Consider the following 13,911-nt stretch of genomic DNA (forward strand, 5'->3'; position numbering starts at 1 on the left):
ATCTTATACAAAAATAATGTCATTTGTCAGCTCTTACACAAATCATCAAACTCTAAAGTATGTTCTATAAGATTGAGTAAATTTCAAATGACTACCCTGCTACATATTGATACTAGTGCCCGTTCATTTTACGGTGAAGGTGAAAAGCATAGTTCCATTTCTAAAATGTTAGGACAACACTTTTTTGCACATTGGAAAAATCAACATCATCACGATCAAATTATTCATCGAGATCTTGGAGCACAACCACCAAACTTTGTTTCGCAAAAATGGCTTGAAGCGGTATTTACACCAGCGCCCAAACGTACTGAAGCACATAGAGTGTTACTGGCAGAATCTGATCAATATATTGATGAAGTTGCAAGAGCCGATATCATCTTGATCACCACCCCAATGTATAATTACGGCATGCCTGCTGCGCTAAAAGCATGGTTTGATCAGGTGATACGAATCAATAAAACCTTTACTTTTGACTTAGCCAGAGGTGATTTTCCGCTTGAACCGATATTTTCAAATAAGACTTTAATTTTACTCAGTTCATGCGGAGAATTTGGTTTTGGTGAAGGAGGAATCCGGGAACACATGAATCACCTTGGCACCCACATCAAAGTACTGAGTCATTATTTAGGTGTGGATCAATTCTTCGAAATTCGCTCTGAATATCAGGAATTTGGCGACAATAGACATGAAGGCTCAATACTCAGCGCAAAGCAAAAAATTGAAAAACTTGTATCCGAGCTAACAACAACGCAATCAAAGAAAATACTCCCTGCATAAATAAAGTACGAGCAACTTTGTTTTCACATACATTTCCCCTCATCCAGATGCTTGATTTGAATGAGGGGAATAAAACCTATCCTTCAACTGTGACTACTCTTTTCGGCAAAGCGAACCAAATAAATATGGTGAGTACCAAGAAAAGGAATGCAGCAACAGTCAAGACCGAGCGATGTGATTGGCTAAAAGCTTGTTTTGCCGCATGAATGACGTTTTCAGCGACCACTGGCTGTAATTGTTTACTGGCTTGAATCGCCTCGCCAATAGAACTGCTGGTTTGTTCTAGCAAATGATGAGGTAAATTGCTTGGTATCACGATCGAATTGGCATAGAACCACGAAAGCATCAACCCGAAAAATGCGATACCCAAACCAGCACCTAGCTCATACGCCATTCCTTCAATCGCACCTGCTGCTGTCGCCTTGCTTGGCGGAACAGAAGACATAATCGCTGAGGTTGAAGCAAGTAAAGCAATTTCTACACTCAGACCTAATACCACCATCCAAGCCCACGCTTGTATTTGTGCTTGTATAAAATCAGTATTTGCCAAACCCCATAAGCTCACCGCACTCATCAACATCCCAAAAGATGCAACTGATCGTAAACCATAGCGATTTACCAGTAGACTTGCGATTGGACCACCCAGACTAATCGCAACCATGAATGGTAAAATAAAAGCGCCTGCTGCGAGTGGTGAAAGTTGATAGACGAACTGAAGTTCTTGGGAGATGAGCAACTCAAACCCTACTAAAGCCATCATTGAAACAATCGCCATCACCACACCTGTGGCAATCACGGGATGCTTAAACAACTGAATATCAATCATCGGCGAAGTTGATGTTAATTGTTTACGAACGAAGCCAATCAATAAACCCAATCCGACGACAAAGATTAAAATTGCCCCAATTGAACCTCCATGCATGGCAGATTTAATCGCATAAATCATACTCAGGATTGCGACCACGAGAACAATGGCTTGTAATAAGTTCAGACTTTGCTTTGGTTGCCCTGCTTGCTTAGGCACGACATAAGCAGCCAATAGCAAAACGAACAACACAATCGGCACATTAATCAAGAATACTGCGCCCCAATGAAAGTGCTCCAGTAAAAAACCACCAACCAATGGACCAAAAGCTGCACCACCACCGCCTACAGTCGCCCAAATACCCAAGGCGAAGTTACGTTGTTTTTCATCGAGGAAAGTATTCCGAACTGCGGATAAAGTTGCAGGCAAAATCATTGCCGCGCCAACAGCCAATAAAGCACGTGAACCAATCAACGCCCATGCGGTTGAGGAAAATGCTGCTGCTAATGATGCAAGACCAAATAAAATGCCGCCGATGATCATCAAACGTTTATAACCAATGCGATCACCCAGTGCACCCATCGGTAAAATAAGTCCCGCCATGACCAATGAATAGATATCGATAATCCATAGCAGTTCATTTGCTGATAAAGAAAGCGACTCACTCAATGTAGGTGTCGCGACATGTAAAACGGTTGCATCGATCGAAACTGGGAGATAGATCAATACAACGATTGCAAGAATTAACCACTTGCGTGACATAAATGCCTCTAAATTTGGACAGGTGTTCAAGTTGATGCTATTATAATCGAAATTGAACACTTGTCCAATTTTAAAATTTAAGTTAATTTGTTGCTGGTTGTGACACAGCTCATCAGGTTTGGAAAAATGGCTTATTTAAATCGAGAACAACGTCGTGAAATGATTTTGCAGGCAGCGATGCAGGTTGCTTTGGATGAAGGATTTTCAGCAATGACGGTTCGACGTATTGCAACTGAGGCACAAACGTCTACTGGGCAAGTTCATCATCACTTTTCGTCAAATTCACATTTAAAAGCAGAAGCTTTTATCAAACTCATGCAACAACTCGATGAAATTGAAAATCAAGTCGATACAGTGAATTCTTTACAACGCTTATCGTTATTACTCGGTTGTGAAAATATCGAACAGATTCAACCTTACCTTCGGCTTTGGAATGAAGCAGAAGTATTAATTGATCAAGATCAAGAGATAAAAATTGCCTATAACATTGCGATGCAAGACTGGCATAAATCAATCGTTAAAATGATTGATCAAGGCAAAACTCAAGGCGAGTTTAAATTTGAATCAAACAGCCAAGACATTGCTTGGCGTTTGATTGCGTTTGTATGCGGACTCGAAGGGATTTATAAACTAGGACTCAATGGACTCAATGAAGCAGATTTCAAGCGTCATACTGAAGTCATAATACGTGCAGAGTTATCTGCTGAAACTTAGTGTTCATGATCATGCGCATGCAACTCATGATCTTCAACGCCTTCGTCCATACTCTGTACAACACCCTGACCATTTTTGATTTCAGCGGTATAGTTGCCTTTATCGCTGTAAATCTGAATAATCGTATATTGATCTTTTTGACTTTGAGTAATGGTAAAGAAATTTCGTTCAGGGCTTCCTTGTTGAAAACGACCATGCCAGCGCAAAATATCATCATCCACTTTTTCAATTTCAACAATTTCACCGCTACGATTTATTCCATATTCAAGCATTTGAAACTTAACAATGTCTCCGACTTTTTTGGTCTCAATAATGTTTTGGTTGTAACGAACAGCCATTCCTTTACCGCTTTTCGACAAAGGTAATGCACTACTCACTTTCAAATCATCATCTTGTATTTCATGAAATAGAACCGTTTCTTTTACAACTTTTTCCAACTCTGCTTTTGAAAGATTCAGATTTTCTCTCGGAAACGTTGAAACATCCTGAACAGATGACTTTATTTTTGTTGAGGCACCATCTTGCGTGGATGCAGCAACATGATCTGGCTTTAAAAAGAAAATTAAACCTGCAATCACGATGAACGTGATTGCAAGTAGAAAAATAATTTTTGAATGCTTCATGCTCAAGAAATCACTTAATGGTATTGTGAAATTCGGACTGCAGTAGCGTTAATCACACTGACTGCATCTTTTTTACCTTCTTCACCCAAACGTACACCATATTTAGGATTATACAAATACGGACTAGAATAAAAATTCAGATTGTTTCCACCCAATGCTGTACTACCTAATGGATGAGCAAAACCCGAACCTATATTGGTAGAGTCATTATGATATATACCCAAATTATGACCTACCTCATGACGCATAGCTGCAACCGAGCAGCCAGCAATATCATTGGCACCAATCATATTGTAGTAACTTGCATTAATCCACGCCCAACCACAACCACCAGCTCCAGGTTCATTACCCTGATAATACACGCCATCCGCTAAAACTCGTTTTCGTTCATTTTGTACAGTTGTATCAGAACGCCCCACATAAATTGCATCTAATAATGTTGAAGCTGGCATCTTATAAGTGATGTATCCAGTTTGTCTTAAATAAAACTTAGCAGATGAATTTTCAGCCGTAACATTGGTTAAATTCAATCCTTCAATCAAACGGAGTTTTGCAGCGCTTTCTCCTATGATTGCAGTTACTTCAGGACTATTAACGAATAACATATCGATGGTATGACTATCGATAGTCCAACCTTGACTAGTAAAGATAAAACGACGGTTCTCGCCATTCTTAATCGTAGTCGACAAGCCATTTGTAGCCAAAACAAAACTATCTGTATCCGCTGTTGACGATAAGATGACTTTGTCACCCACCCGTGCGCTTGTAGGCAAATTGATTGTTTGTCTCCAATTAGTATTGGAAATTCTGACTTTCAATGTTGGCTCAGTCATATTTGGTAAAACTGATGCAATACTGCCATTTGCTTCTATCACTTTGGTTGGTGCAGACATTAATACCCAATGCCCATTATCACTCACAAACATGAACTCGTATTGATCACCCTTTTTAAGTGTTAAAGTCGCATCACTACTGATGTTGGTATTATTAATTTTTGCAGACCAAGTTGCAGTTGATTTTATCCAAATGCGGTCACGATCATTCGCAGTAGTCGGCAAGGTGAAATTAGGCACCCAATTTGCATCTGCAAAGTTAATTTCTGTCACTGGAGCAATTACCGTACTTAAACTCGCACCAATGTCTTTTACATTGATTTTTACAGGTTTAATAAATTCAGGTATCCATTTCTGTAATTCAGCATTGTATTTCAACCAATATTCACTTCCTTGCGTAAGGTTGAAGCTGCTCGGAAACAGTAAATTAGTTTTAGAGATTTCTGAAGGGTACGTCGCAGTAGACGTAATTTGCACGAGAGTACCATCATTAACATTTGATGGCAGTGCGATCGTTTTCGCCCACTTACCATCAGCCAGTAAAATATGTTGCAGTTTCGTATTGTTCAGTGCAATTTCTTCAAATTGCGCGCCATTGGTTGGACTAATAGCCGCAAGCTGAGTCACCCATTTTTTTAGATTTGCATCATATACAAACTGGAAGGTATCACCACTTTGAATTTCAAGTACTTCTATTGGCAAATTGGTATTGGATGTATCCAAATAACTTTTCCAACCAGCACTTGATTGAATCGTAATCTTGTCTTGGTGATTGGCAGTGTTTGGTAAATAGATATTTTTTACCCAATTTCCATTAGATAAAACAAATTTTAAATCGGCATGACCGCTTGGGATACTGCCACTATTGTTAATCTGGTTTGGAGATAATGTCGTTGAAGCATATACAGCTGTCGTCACAAGCACACCAGCCAAACAAATCGCTTTGAGTCCAAATTTCATTTATAAATCCTTTTTTTGTGTGTTTTTTACACAAACAACTCTAACAAAACAACAGACCACCCACAAGCTTTAATTTTATAAATATTTATTAAATATCATGAGTTTATTTTTATCACAATTCCATTGATATATGATCACCAGCTCAAATTTAACCGTAATAACACCAATTAGACAAGCAATTTTGAGCTTAGTTAATACCGCGACTGAATTCTATTAATAAGTGCGTGTTTGAACACAAAACAATCTATTATTATTTAGTTTTTATAAACAATAAAGTTGTTTGATTACTTAACTTAAAATGCCAGCAGATACCTTAATTACATTATCTAATCTCAATTAACTTCAGGTTTAAGGCGCTGATTTTTTAGACATTATTTGGATTCAACTTATTTTTTTGCAACATGGAAATCTTTAGAATTGAAAAAAAGGGGGTTAAAACCACCCTTTTCGCCCTGTCAGAACAGCATCTGCACAACGTAAAGCTTCTTGGCTTAATCCCCACAACCGATAATCACCTGTGGAAGAGGTAATATTAAAATTATGTGTATATGCAAAGCTCAGCCCACGATCAGGATCGCACCAAGCACCTGAACCATTAAAACCCATATGCCCAAAACCGCGAGGTGTGCGTTTTCCCATCGTTAAAATTCGGTGATAACCTAAACGCCAATGCATTGGAATTGGCATTACCCGATCACGAGCCTTGTTTTGAACTGTACTGAGCTGCTTAAAAACGTCTGGACGAATCAATTGTTGTCCATCCCACTGCCCTTTATTGGCAAGCATGGCATACACTTTCGCAAGACTATCTGCAGTGAACACCCCATTTGCAGCAGGAATCGCCGCCTGTAACCCTAGATCGCTAAAAAAACTAAATCCACGCATGCCCTTAGGAATCATCGCATCTTTGAAATCTTGAGGATCTTGTCCAGAGAGTTCCAGTAATTTTTCCGACCAAGAGGCTTTACGAGGTTGATTGGTTTTTTGGGTTGCTGGTTTCGGTGACGTCGGCGCTTTTGGCTTTTCTAAAAGACGTGCTACACGAGTTAATTCTTGTTCTGGCACGCCAAAGTACGCACCATCCAATGACAATGGCTGAACCAAATAGCGTTGCATTAACCAACTTAGAGGTTGTTTTGCCGCTTTTTCCAATATACCGCCGACAATCCAGCCATAAGTCAGTGGTTGGTAAGCAAAGCCTTGACCTGCTGTAAAACGTGGCGATGCTGCAGCCATCACATCCAACATATGCGACCAATCCAGCATTTCCGTTGCGGTATCAATCATATTGCGAATATCAAACAAGCCGCTTTGATGAGACAAAACGTGGCGCAAGGTCATATTACCTTTGCCATTTTGAGCAAATTCAGGCCAATACTGTGCAATCGGTGTATCGTAATCGAGTAAACCCTCACTCACCAAAATATGTGCAAGTGTTGCTAATACACCCTTACCAGTTGAATAACACATCGATAGCGTGTCGGATTGCCAATCTTCTTCTTGAGATTTTTTACCTGTAAAAATATCAACAACTTTTTGACCGTAGAAATAAACAACTAAAGCAGCGCCGCCTTGCTGACTTCGAGCATCTTGAAAACGGCTAAATTGACTCGCTAAATCCACAAACCGCTCATCAACACTGCCATGATAATTTTGGGTATTGGCAAGTAATATCTCTTTAATCAATGTTCAAGTCCTTATAATATTTATGTTTTTAGAATATCCCTCTTGCGAACAAAAGGGATAATTTAGCATGCTATTTCGTATTAAAGCGCTTTCACTGTACCTGCAACATGAGGCTTTTTAGATTTCACATTACGAATCAAAAAGTCAGTTTGCTTGGCTTCAGTAGCAGTTAAAAATTCAACTTTTGAAGGCAAATACATTGGTAATTTGAACCAAACGTCAGCTTCATAAGCCTCTGGAAGCTCCATATTTGCCAAAGCTTTTGCTTTGCTCCACATCCCGTGTGCAATGGCTTGTTTAAAACCAAACGCTTTCGCAGTGATCGCATGAATATGAATCAGGTTAAAATCTCCTGAAATCTTCGCATAACGGCGACCTGTATTTTCCGAGATGTCCCATTCTGCTTGAACCTGATAAGCAGGTGCTTGAGCTTCTTTGGCTTTCTCGACCGCTTTTTTCTCAGTTTTTTGGCGAGATAAGTAAGTCGTTAAACTTTCCATCACCACTTCACCACCGACCTTAGCTGTGGTGATAAAATCAAACTGTAAGCCTTTATCATGTGGCTGAAGTTCACCGAATTTGCATGACAAGGTAATTTGTTCATTTACACCAATTTTGCGTGTCTGTTTGATTTGGTTGCGAATATGCACCAATCCCAAAATCGCAAATGGAAATGCTTCACTGGTCATCATGTGCATTTGCAAACTTTGGGATAAAACAGCTAAATAGATCGCAGGTACAAAACCATCATTTTTAAAACCACAGATTTCGTTGTAGCTTTCTAAATGCTTCGCATCAATCTGAAGTGTATCCACTACATATTCGACTTGTGGAAGTACTTTTTCGCCTTTTGGCTTTTTGAAAATTAAACCTTGAATGACTTTTGGATAAGCTAAGTAAGGTTTTGGTAATTGACTAAAATGACGTGTATTCATAATAAACCTTTCAATATTTTTTATAAAAAAGGGATGCACAAGCACCCCTCTTCAAAACCCTAATGCTTTACGCACCTAATAAGCTTTGACCACATACGCGAACAACATTACCCGTCACACCTGTTGAACCCGTAGAAGCATACCAAGCAATCGCTTCAGCCACATCTACAGGTAAACCACCTTGGTTCATCGAGTTCATACGGCGACCTGCTTCACGAATCGCGAAAGGAATCGCAGCCGTCATCTGAGTTTCAATGAAACCAGGTGCAACAGCATTGATGGTAATGCCGTTCTTTAATGTTGGCGCAGTAAATTTCACTAAGCCAATCACACCTGCTTTAGAAACAGCATAGTTAGTTTGACCCAAGTTACCTGCGATACCACTGATTGATGATACACAAACGATACGACCATTTGCATTTAAACCATCATTTGATAGTAAGTAATCGTTAACACGCTCGATCGCAGACAAGTTAATGTTGATTACAAGATCCCACAGCTCTGGCTTCATGTTTGCCAAAGTCTTGTCACGGGTAATACCTGCGTTATGAACAATAACGTCTAAACCACCTTGTTTCGCAGCAGCAGTTTTGATTTTCTCACCAGCATCAGCAGCAGTAATATCGATCGCCAAAACTGAACCACCAATTGAACCTGCAACACGCTCAAGGTCAGCTTGCTGTTGTGGAACGTCCAAGCAAATCACGTGCGCGCCATCACGTGCAAGCACATGTGCAATCGCCTCACCGATACCACGGCTTGCACCAGTAACTAGAGCAGTTTTACCTGCTAATGGTTTCGCCCAATCTAAATCAACAGTATCAGCTTTAGAAACACGGATCACTTGACCAGATACATAAGCAGAACGCGGAGAAATTAAGAAACGTAAAGTTGATTCAAGATTCGCTTCAGCGCCTTGATCGACATAAACAACTTGAGCAGTAATGCCCTTTTTAAACTCTTTGCCTGCTGACTTGACGAAACCTTCTAACGCACGTTGCGCAATCGCTTGTTTTACTGTTTTAGCAGTTTCAGGTGTTGTACCAATGACAATGACACGACCTGAACTTGAAATTTGACGCGCGATTGGATTAAAGAAGTTATACAATTCTTTAAGTTGTTCAGAATCTTGAATACCAGAAGCATCAAATACAACCGCTTTAAATTTAGATTCTTTATCATCTGCATTAAGAGGACGAAGATTTAACCCTACTTTTGCAGCAGTTTGTTGTAATTCAACATTATTACCTACATAACTATCTGCATGAATATTGCTAAGCACTTGAGCAATTGCGCCAGAAATTGTGCTTGAAGGTGCTGCGCCAAGCAAAACTGCACCATTCACAACGGGTTGAGCGCTTTCAAAACGATCTAACGAAACTGGTGATGGTAAACCTAGATTTTTTACGACAAATTTACCTAAAGGTGATTGCGTAAATGCTTGGTATTGATCAGTCATGGTTATTATCTCTCATACAAATGAATTTGTTACAAACACATGCATCATGTTAGTGAAATAACATGAAATCAATGTCTGATTGACTCACAACAAATCATACTTGAGTTCATGTTCCGATGTCTTGACCTGAATGTGGTCTAAAGCGTCATTCTAGTCAATACCGCAATATCGTAAATATGCTATTGTTATAGCAAGAATATCGCAATTATGCTTGGAAAAGCCTTATGAGCAAAACAACTCAAGAAAATCCAGCAGTCGAGAATTCTGCTCAAGAGACTGTGTCAAATACATCAAAAGCAACTCCTACCAAGAGTAAGAGTGCTGGCACGACTCCTAAAGCAGCAAGTACGGCAACTAAAACGACGCGCGTTCGTTCAGCTAGTCGTAGTACCAAAAGCACTGCATCTTCTACATCTACAAAAGCTGCTACAGCTAAAGTAACCAAACCTTCTGTTCAACAGGATAAAAAAACCATGAGCCAAAACAATGTTCGTCGTGTAGCCATTATTGGCGGTAATCGTATTCCATTTGCTCGCTCAAATGGCGCTTATTTTAAAGCCTCTAATATGGATATGCTTACGGCTGCATTAAATGGTTTGGTTGAACGTTTCAACCTACAAGGTCAACGTTTAGGTGAAGTGGTTGCTGGTGCTGTATTAAAACACAGCCGTGACTTTAATATGACACGTGAATGTGTTTTAAACACTCAACTTGCACCAGAAACGCCTGCTTTTGACATTCAACAAGCATGTGGTACTGGTTTACAAGCTGCATTCCTTGTTGCAAACAAAATTGCGCTAGGTCAAATCGAAGTCGGTATCGCAGGTGGTGTAGATACAACTTCTGATGCGCCTATCGCTTTCGGTGATGGTTTACGTAAAGCTTTACTTGAACTTAACATCGCTAAAACAGGTAAAGATCGTTTAAAAGCACTCTCTAAAATCAATCTAAAAGATTTGATGGATGCACCTAAAAATGGTGAGCCACGTACTGGTCTTGCAATGGGTGATCATGCTGCAATTACAGCATTAGAATGGAATATTGCACGTGAAGCACAAGACGAACTTGCTGCTTCTTCTCACCAAAAAATGGCAAAAGCATATGAAGAAGGTTTCTTCGATGACTTAATCACACCATTTATGGGTTTAAGCCGTGATAACAATTTACGTGCTGACTCTACTGCTGAGAAATTAGCTAAATTAAAACCAGTATTTGGTAAAGGCGAAGCTGCAACGATGACAGCTGGTAACTCTACGCCACTTACTGATGGTGCTTCTTGTGTTCTTTTAGCTTCTGAAGAGTGGGCTAAAGCGAATGGTCACGAAGTCCTTGCTTACTTAACTTTCTCTGAAACTGCTGCGGTAGATTTCGTCGGTAAGAAAGAAGGCTTATTAATGGCTCCTGCTTATGCCGTTCCACGTATGCTTGAGCGTGCTGGTCTTAAACTTCAAGATTTTGATTACTATGAAATCCACGAAGCTTTTGCATCACAAGTTCTTTCTACTTTGAAGGCTTGGGAAGATGAGAAATTCTGCAAAGAGCGTTTAGGTTTAGATGCACCTTTGGGTTCAATTGACACGAGCAAACTTAACGTTAAAGGTTCTTCTTTAGCTGCTGGTCACCCATTTGCTGCAACTGGCGGTCGTATCATCGCAACTGCTGCTAAACTATTGAATCAAAAAGGTTCAGGTCGTGTACTCGTTTCGATCTGTGCTGCTGGTGGTCAAGGTGTAACAGCAATTATTGAAAAATAATTTCTAAGCTGGTACTCAAAAAAGCTGAATCATTTGATTCAGCTTTTTTTATGCATCAATAAAAAAAGCATCTTCTAAAAGATGCCTTTTTATCGTTTATTTTATTGTCCGTACTGCTTTTTCAGATATTCAACAATCTTGGCTGATTCAAACATTTTCACGCCTGTATTTGGATCAACCAAATAAGGTACTTGAATATCTCGCCCCATCACTTCAACGGCTTTTTCACGCTTACCATTTGGCAATGGAATGTATTGCCCTGGTTTTAAACGTAATATCGCCGGCCCCATATCTTGCCAACGCTCTTTTGGCACATTACGCAAAATATAAGGCAGCTCTAATTCAGTTAAAACTTCTCGAACCAACCGTGTATATGGGCTTGCTTCAAAGCTCCATAATTCCAATAATTGCTCAGGTTCAGGACGATCAATAATCTGTTTATTAATCCAAACACCACGTGCTGCATTAGCAACAGTCGCTAGAGTCGACACATAAGGAAGCTTAGGATAATGACTAAATTTCTTCGGTGTTTGCCCTGTTTTTCCATAATGTTTGAACAAGTGATGAATAATTTCTTGTGACTCATAAAGTTGATCACCTGTATTTTCATCAATCAAAAATGGAAATTGTCTTTTTCCACCCTTTTCTTTTACGATCTTACGATATTTTTGACCACCTTTAGGACATGGATAAATTTCCACATCTAAATTCAATAAGGTAATAACTTCACGGACACGACGGCAAAATGGTGAACCTTCGAACTCGTATAGCTTAATAGAGTTTGTTGGTTGGTTCGGAAATGGAGTTCCTGATACTCCACGTCCACCCTCTATCAGAGTTGCGAGTACAGATTGTAAGACCTTAAATTGATGATTCACCATTTTAAGCATGTAATTATCCTTTTTAGCAGTCGACTAATTTTTCTTTTGCAATCACAATTCCATTATTATCCGCATAGATATAATCACCAGAATTGATCGTCACACCACCAAAATACAGCGCAACATCAACCTCACCAATGCCCTGACGGTTACTTTTTTGCGGAATTGCAGCCAATGCATGCACACCTAAATCAAGCTCTGCTATTGCATCAACATCACGTACACAGCCATAAATCACCACACCATTCCAATGGTTCTTTACAGCGGACTCAGCAATCAAGTCCCCCATCAATGCACAACGCATCGAAGCACCACCATCAACAACCAATACTTTTCCAGTACCCTCTGTTGCTAAAAGCTCTTTTACTCGTGAATTATCCTCAAAACACTTCACCGTTACGATTTGACCACCAAAAGTCTTACGTGCGCCATAACTTTTAAAAAACTTACCATCCATTGATGGCGTTACCACTTGTAAGTCTTTTTCAGGATTATCATCTAACAAATCACACGTTACAAAAGCTGCTGTTGTCACCGAAGTTCTCCATTATTGGGTCTGTTGTATACTCAAATTATCGTACAGCTTAAAAGCCGCAGTTTGGGTCAGAGCTGAAACAAGCATAGTATGCGCCAATTGCTCAGCGGTTACAGGCTTAAATTTAAACGGTTTCGTCCATTTTTTTTCAACCAATTTAAATAAAGTTTGTGCCATATCTTCTACAAAACGCATCTCACTGCGTTTACCAATTAAAAGCGAAGGTTGGAAAATAGATAACTTATAAATCGATAAGCTTTTTAAGTAATTTTCTAACTCACCTTTTACTTTATTATAGAAAACTGGTGAATTAGCATTCGCTCCTAAGGCGCTAACAATTAAAAAATGAATATTTTTATCCTGAATTAAATCAGCAAAATGAGCATTAATTTCGTAGTCTATTGCATAAAATGCCTGTTTTGATCCCGCTTGTTTTATGGTACTCCCCAGACAACTAAACGCATGAGTATAAGCATTGACATCCTCATCATTGAGTAAAAGTAAATCTTCTACAACAAGCTGTGTAACTTTAGGATAAGAGTCTAATATATCTGATTTTTTACGTACAACCACAGTGACAGAATGAAATTCATCAGACTGCTGTAACTCATTGACCAAGGCCTGACCCACCAAACCAGTTGCACCAATTACGATTGCTTTTTTATCACCGATGCTCATTTATAGTTCTTCCAATTCATCATTTAGATTAATGTAACGTTTTCTTGCACGATTATCATCTGTTAAATGCACTTAAAAACATTACAAGGCTTGACTTCGGGGCGTAGTTTCCTCAAAATATGCCACTTGTTTACGGGCTGGTGAATGTTGCCAATTATTTGGTTTTAACTTCAGCCCGCCCAGACCAACTTATTTTTAAGGAGTGCACGAGTGGCAAACTCTGCTCAAGCTAAAAAACGTGCTCGTCAAAACGTTAAAGCACGCAAACACAACGCAAGCTTGCGTTCTATGGTTCGTACTTACATCAAGCGTACAGTAAATGCGATCGCTGCTGGTGACTATACAGTTGCTTCAGAAGCTTACAAAACAGCTGTTCCAGTAATCGACCGTATGGCTGACAAAGGCATCATCCACAAAAATAAAGCAGCTCGTCATAAGAGCCGCTTAAACGCACAAGTTAAAGCTTTGGCTAACTAATTTGATGCAAGTAAAAAAGCCCGTTTTCGGGC

General features: G+C 39.5%; 13 protein-coding genes. 4 read left to right on the forward strand and 9 right to left on the reverse strand.

Annotated elements, in window-relative coordinates; genetic code table 11:
* The first annotated feature begins 87 nt into the window (after positions 1–87).
* Entirely contained in the window at positions 88–777 is a 690-nt protein-coding gene (locus tag EAH57_RS09795; protein ID WP_121929895.1) for an FMN-dependent NADH-azoreductase, read from the forward strand.
* Positions 778–853: 76 nt separating this feature from the next.
* Here the strand turns inward: EAH57_RS09795 and EAH57_RS09800 are convergent, their stop codons facing one another.
* Entirely contained in the window at positions 854–2,344 is a 1,491-nt protein-coding gene (locus EAH57_RS09800) for an MFS transporter (protein ID WP_121929896.1), read from the reverse strand.
* A 126-nt stretch (positions 2,345–2,470) separates the two neighbouring features.
* Between EAH57_RS09800 and EAH57_RS09805 the strand changes: the two genes are divergently transcribed.
* Complete coding sequence (locus EAH57_RS09805; RefSeq protein WP_121929897.1) at positions 2,471–3,058, forward strand: TetR family transcriptional regulator; 588 nt, start codon at positions 2,471–2,473, stop codon at positions 3,056–3,058.
* On the opposite strand, the gene cpaB is transcribed toward EAH57_RS09805, so the two are convergent.
* From cpaB to EAH57_RS09830, 5 genes are all read right to left on the reverse strand, one after another.
* Positions 3,055–3,681, reverse strand: coding sequence for a metalloprotease secretion chaperone CpaB (gene cpaB / locus EAH57_RS09810; protein ID WP_121929898.1), 627 nt, complete (start codon positions 3,679–3,681; stop codon positions 3,055–3,057). The two genes, EAH57_RS09805 and cpaB, sit on opposite strands and share 4 nt — an antisense overlap.
* Positions 3,682–3,695: 14 nt before the next feature.
* On the reverse strand, positions 3,696–5,474 hold the full coding sequence (gene cpaA, locus EAH57_RS09815) for a metalloendopeptidase CpaA (protein ID WP_121929899.1): 1,779 nt from the start codon (positions 5,472–5,474) through the stop codon (positions 3,696–3,698).
* 432 nt (positions 5,475–5,906) lie between these two features.
* Positions 5,907–7,160 carry a serine hydrolase domain-containing protein gene (locus EAH57_RS09820; RefSeq protein WP_121929900.1) on the reverse strand — a complete coding sequence of 418 codons (1,254 nt, stop codon included), beginning with the start codon at positions 7,158–7,160 and terminating at the stop codon, positions 5,907–5,909.
* Between the two features lie 80 nt (positions 7,161–7,240).
* Positions 7,241–8,095 (reverse strand): MaoC family dehydratase, encoded by an 855-nt coding sequence (locus EAH57_RS09825; protein ID WP_121929901.1) that lies wholly within the window; start codon positions 8,093–8,095, stop codon positions 7,241–7,243.
* Between the two features lie 67 nt (positions 8,096–8,162).
* A complete protein-coding gene (locus tag EAH57_RS09830; RefSeq protein ID WP_004671554.1) occupies positions 8,163–9,554 on the reverse strand; it encodes a 3-oxoacyl-ACP reductase in 1,392 nt (463 codons plus the stop codon).
* 224 nt (positions 9,555–9,778) lie between these two features.
* Here EAH57_RS09830 and EAH57_RS09835 point away from each other — a divergent pair, with 224 nt between their 5' ends.
* Positions 9,779–11,308, forward strand: coding sequence for an acetyl-CoA C-acetyltransferase (locus EAH57_RS09835; protein WP_121929902.1), 1,530 nt, complete (start codon positions 9,779–9,781; stop codon positions 11,306–11,308).
* Positions 11,309–11,409: 101 nt separating this feature from the next.
* On the opposite strand, the gene EAH57_RS09840 is transcribed toward EAH57_RS09835, so the two are convergent.
* The 3 genes from EAH57_RS09840 to EAH57_RS09850 are packed head-to-tail and all read right to left on the reverse strand — an operon-like array spanning position 11,410 to position 13,402.
* Positions 11,410–12,198, reverse strand: a complete 789-nt coding sequence (locus tag EAH57_RS09840) for a glutathione S-transferase N-terminal domain-containing protein (protein WP_121929903.1) — start codon at positions 12,196–12,198, stop codon at positions 11,410–11,412.
* A gap of 13 nt (positions 12,199–12,211) precedes the next feature.
* Positions 12,212–12,724 carry a ribonuclease E activity regulator RraA gene (gene rraA, locus EAH57_RS09845; protein WP_121929904.1) on the reverse strand — a complete coding sequence of 171 codons (513 nt, stop codon included), beginning with the start codon at positions 12,722–12,724 and terminating at the stop codon, positions 12,212–12,214.
* Between the two features lie 12 nt (positions 12,725–12,736).
* Positions 12,737–13,402: an NAD(P)H-binding protein gene (locus EAH57_RS09850; RefSeq protein ID WP_121929905.1), complete on the reverse strand. Its 666-nt coding sequence runs from the start codon at positions 13,400–13,402 to the stop codon at positions 12,737–12,739.
* 210 nt (positions 13,403–13,612) lie between these two features.
* Here EAH57_RS09850 and rpsT point away from each other — a divergent pair, with 210 nt between their 5' ends.
* The gene (gene rpsT / locus EAH57_RS09855) at positions 13,613–13,879 is read left to right on the forward strand and encodes a 30S ribosomal protein S20 (RefSeq protein ID WP_004671564.1); all 267 of its coding nucleotides are present in this window, start codon (positions 13,613–13,615) and stop codon (positions 13,877–13,879) included.
* Positions 13,880–13,911 lie beyond the last annotated feature (32 nt).

Source organism: Acinetobacter sp. 2JN-4, from assembly GCF_003687745.1.
GTDB lineage: Bacteria > Pseudomonadota > Gammaproteobacteria > Pseudomonadales > Moraxellaceae > Acinetobacter > Acinetobacter halotolerans.

What these genes read in the sequence shown, in the direction of transcription:
- EAH57_RS09795 (WP_121929895.1), top strand. Translation starts at nt 88, where the DNA reads ATGACTACCCTGCTACATATTGATACTAGTGCCCGTTCATTTTACGGT.
- EAH57_RS09800 (WP_121929896.1), bottom strand. Translation starts at nt 2,344, where the DNA reads ATGTCACGCAAGTGGTTAATTCTTGCAATCGTTGTATTGATCTATCTC.
- EAH57_RS09805 (WP_121929897.1), top strand. Translation starts at nt 2,471, where the DNA reads ATGGCTTATTTAAATCGAGAACAACGTCGTGAAATGATTTTGCAGGCA.
- cpaB (WP_121929898.1), bottom strand. Translation starts at nt 3,681, where the DNA reads ATGAAGCATTCAAAAATTATTTTTCTACTTGCAATCACGTTCATCGTG.
- cpaA (WP_121929899.1), bottom strand. Translation starts at nt 5,474, where the DNA reads ATGAAATTTGGACTCAAAGCGATTTGTTTGGCTGGTGTGCTTGTGACG.
- EAH57_RS09825 (WP_121929901.1), bottom strand. Translation starts at nt 8,095, where the DNA reads ATGAATACACGTCATTTTAGTCAATTACCAAAACCTTACTTAGCTTAT.
- EAH57_RS09830 (WP_004671554.1), bottom strand. Translation starts at nt 9,554, where the DNA reads ATGACTGATCAATACCAAGCATTTACGCAATCACCTTTAGGTAAATTT.
- EAH57_RS09835 (WP_121929902.1), top strand. Translation starts at nt 9,779, where the DNA reads ATGAGCAAAACAACTCAAGAAAATCCAGCAGTCGAGAATTCTGCTCAA.
- EAH57_RS09840 (WP_121929903.1), bottom strand. Translation starts at nt 12,198, where the DNA reads ATGCTTAAAATGGTGAATCATCAATTTAAGGTCTTACAATCTGTACTC.
- EAH57_RS09850 (WP_121929905.1), bottom strand. Translation starts at nt 13,402, where the DNA reads ATGAGCATCGGTGATAAAAAAGCAATCGTAATTGGTGCAACTGGTTTG.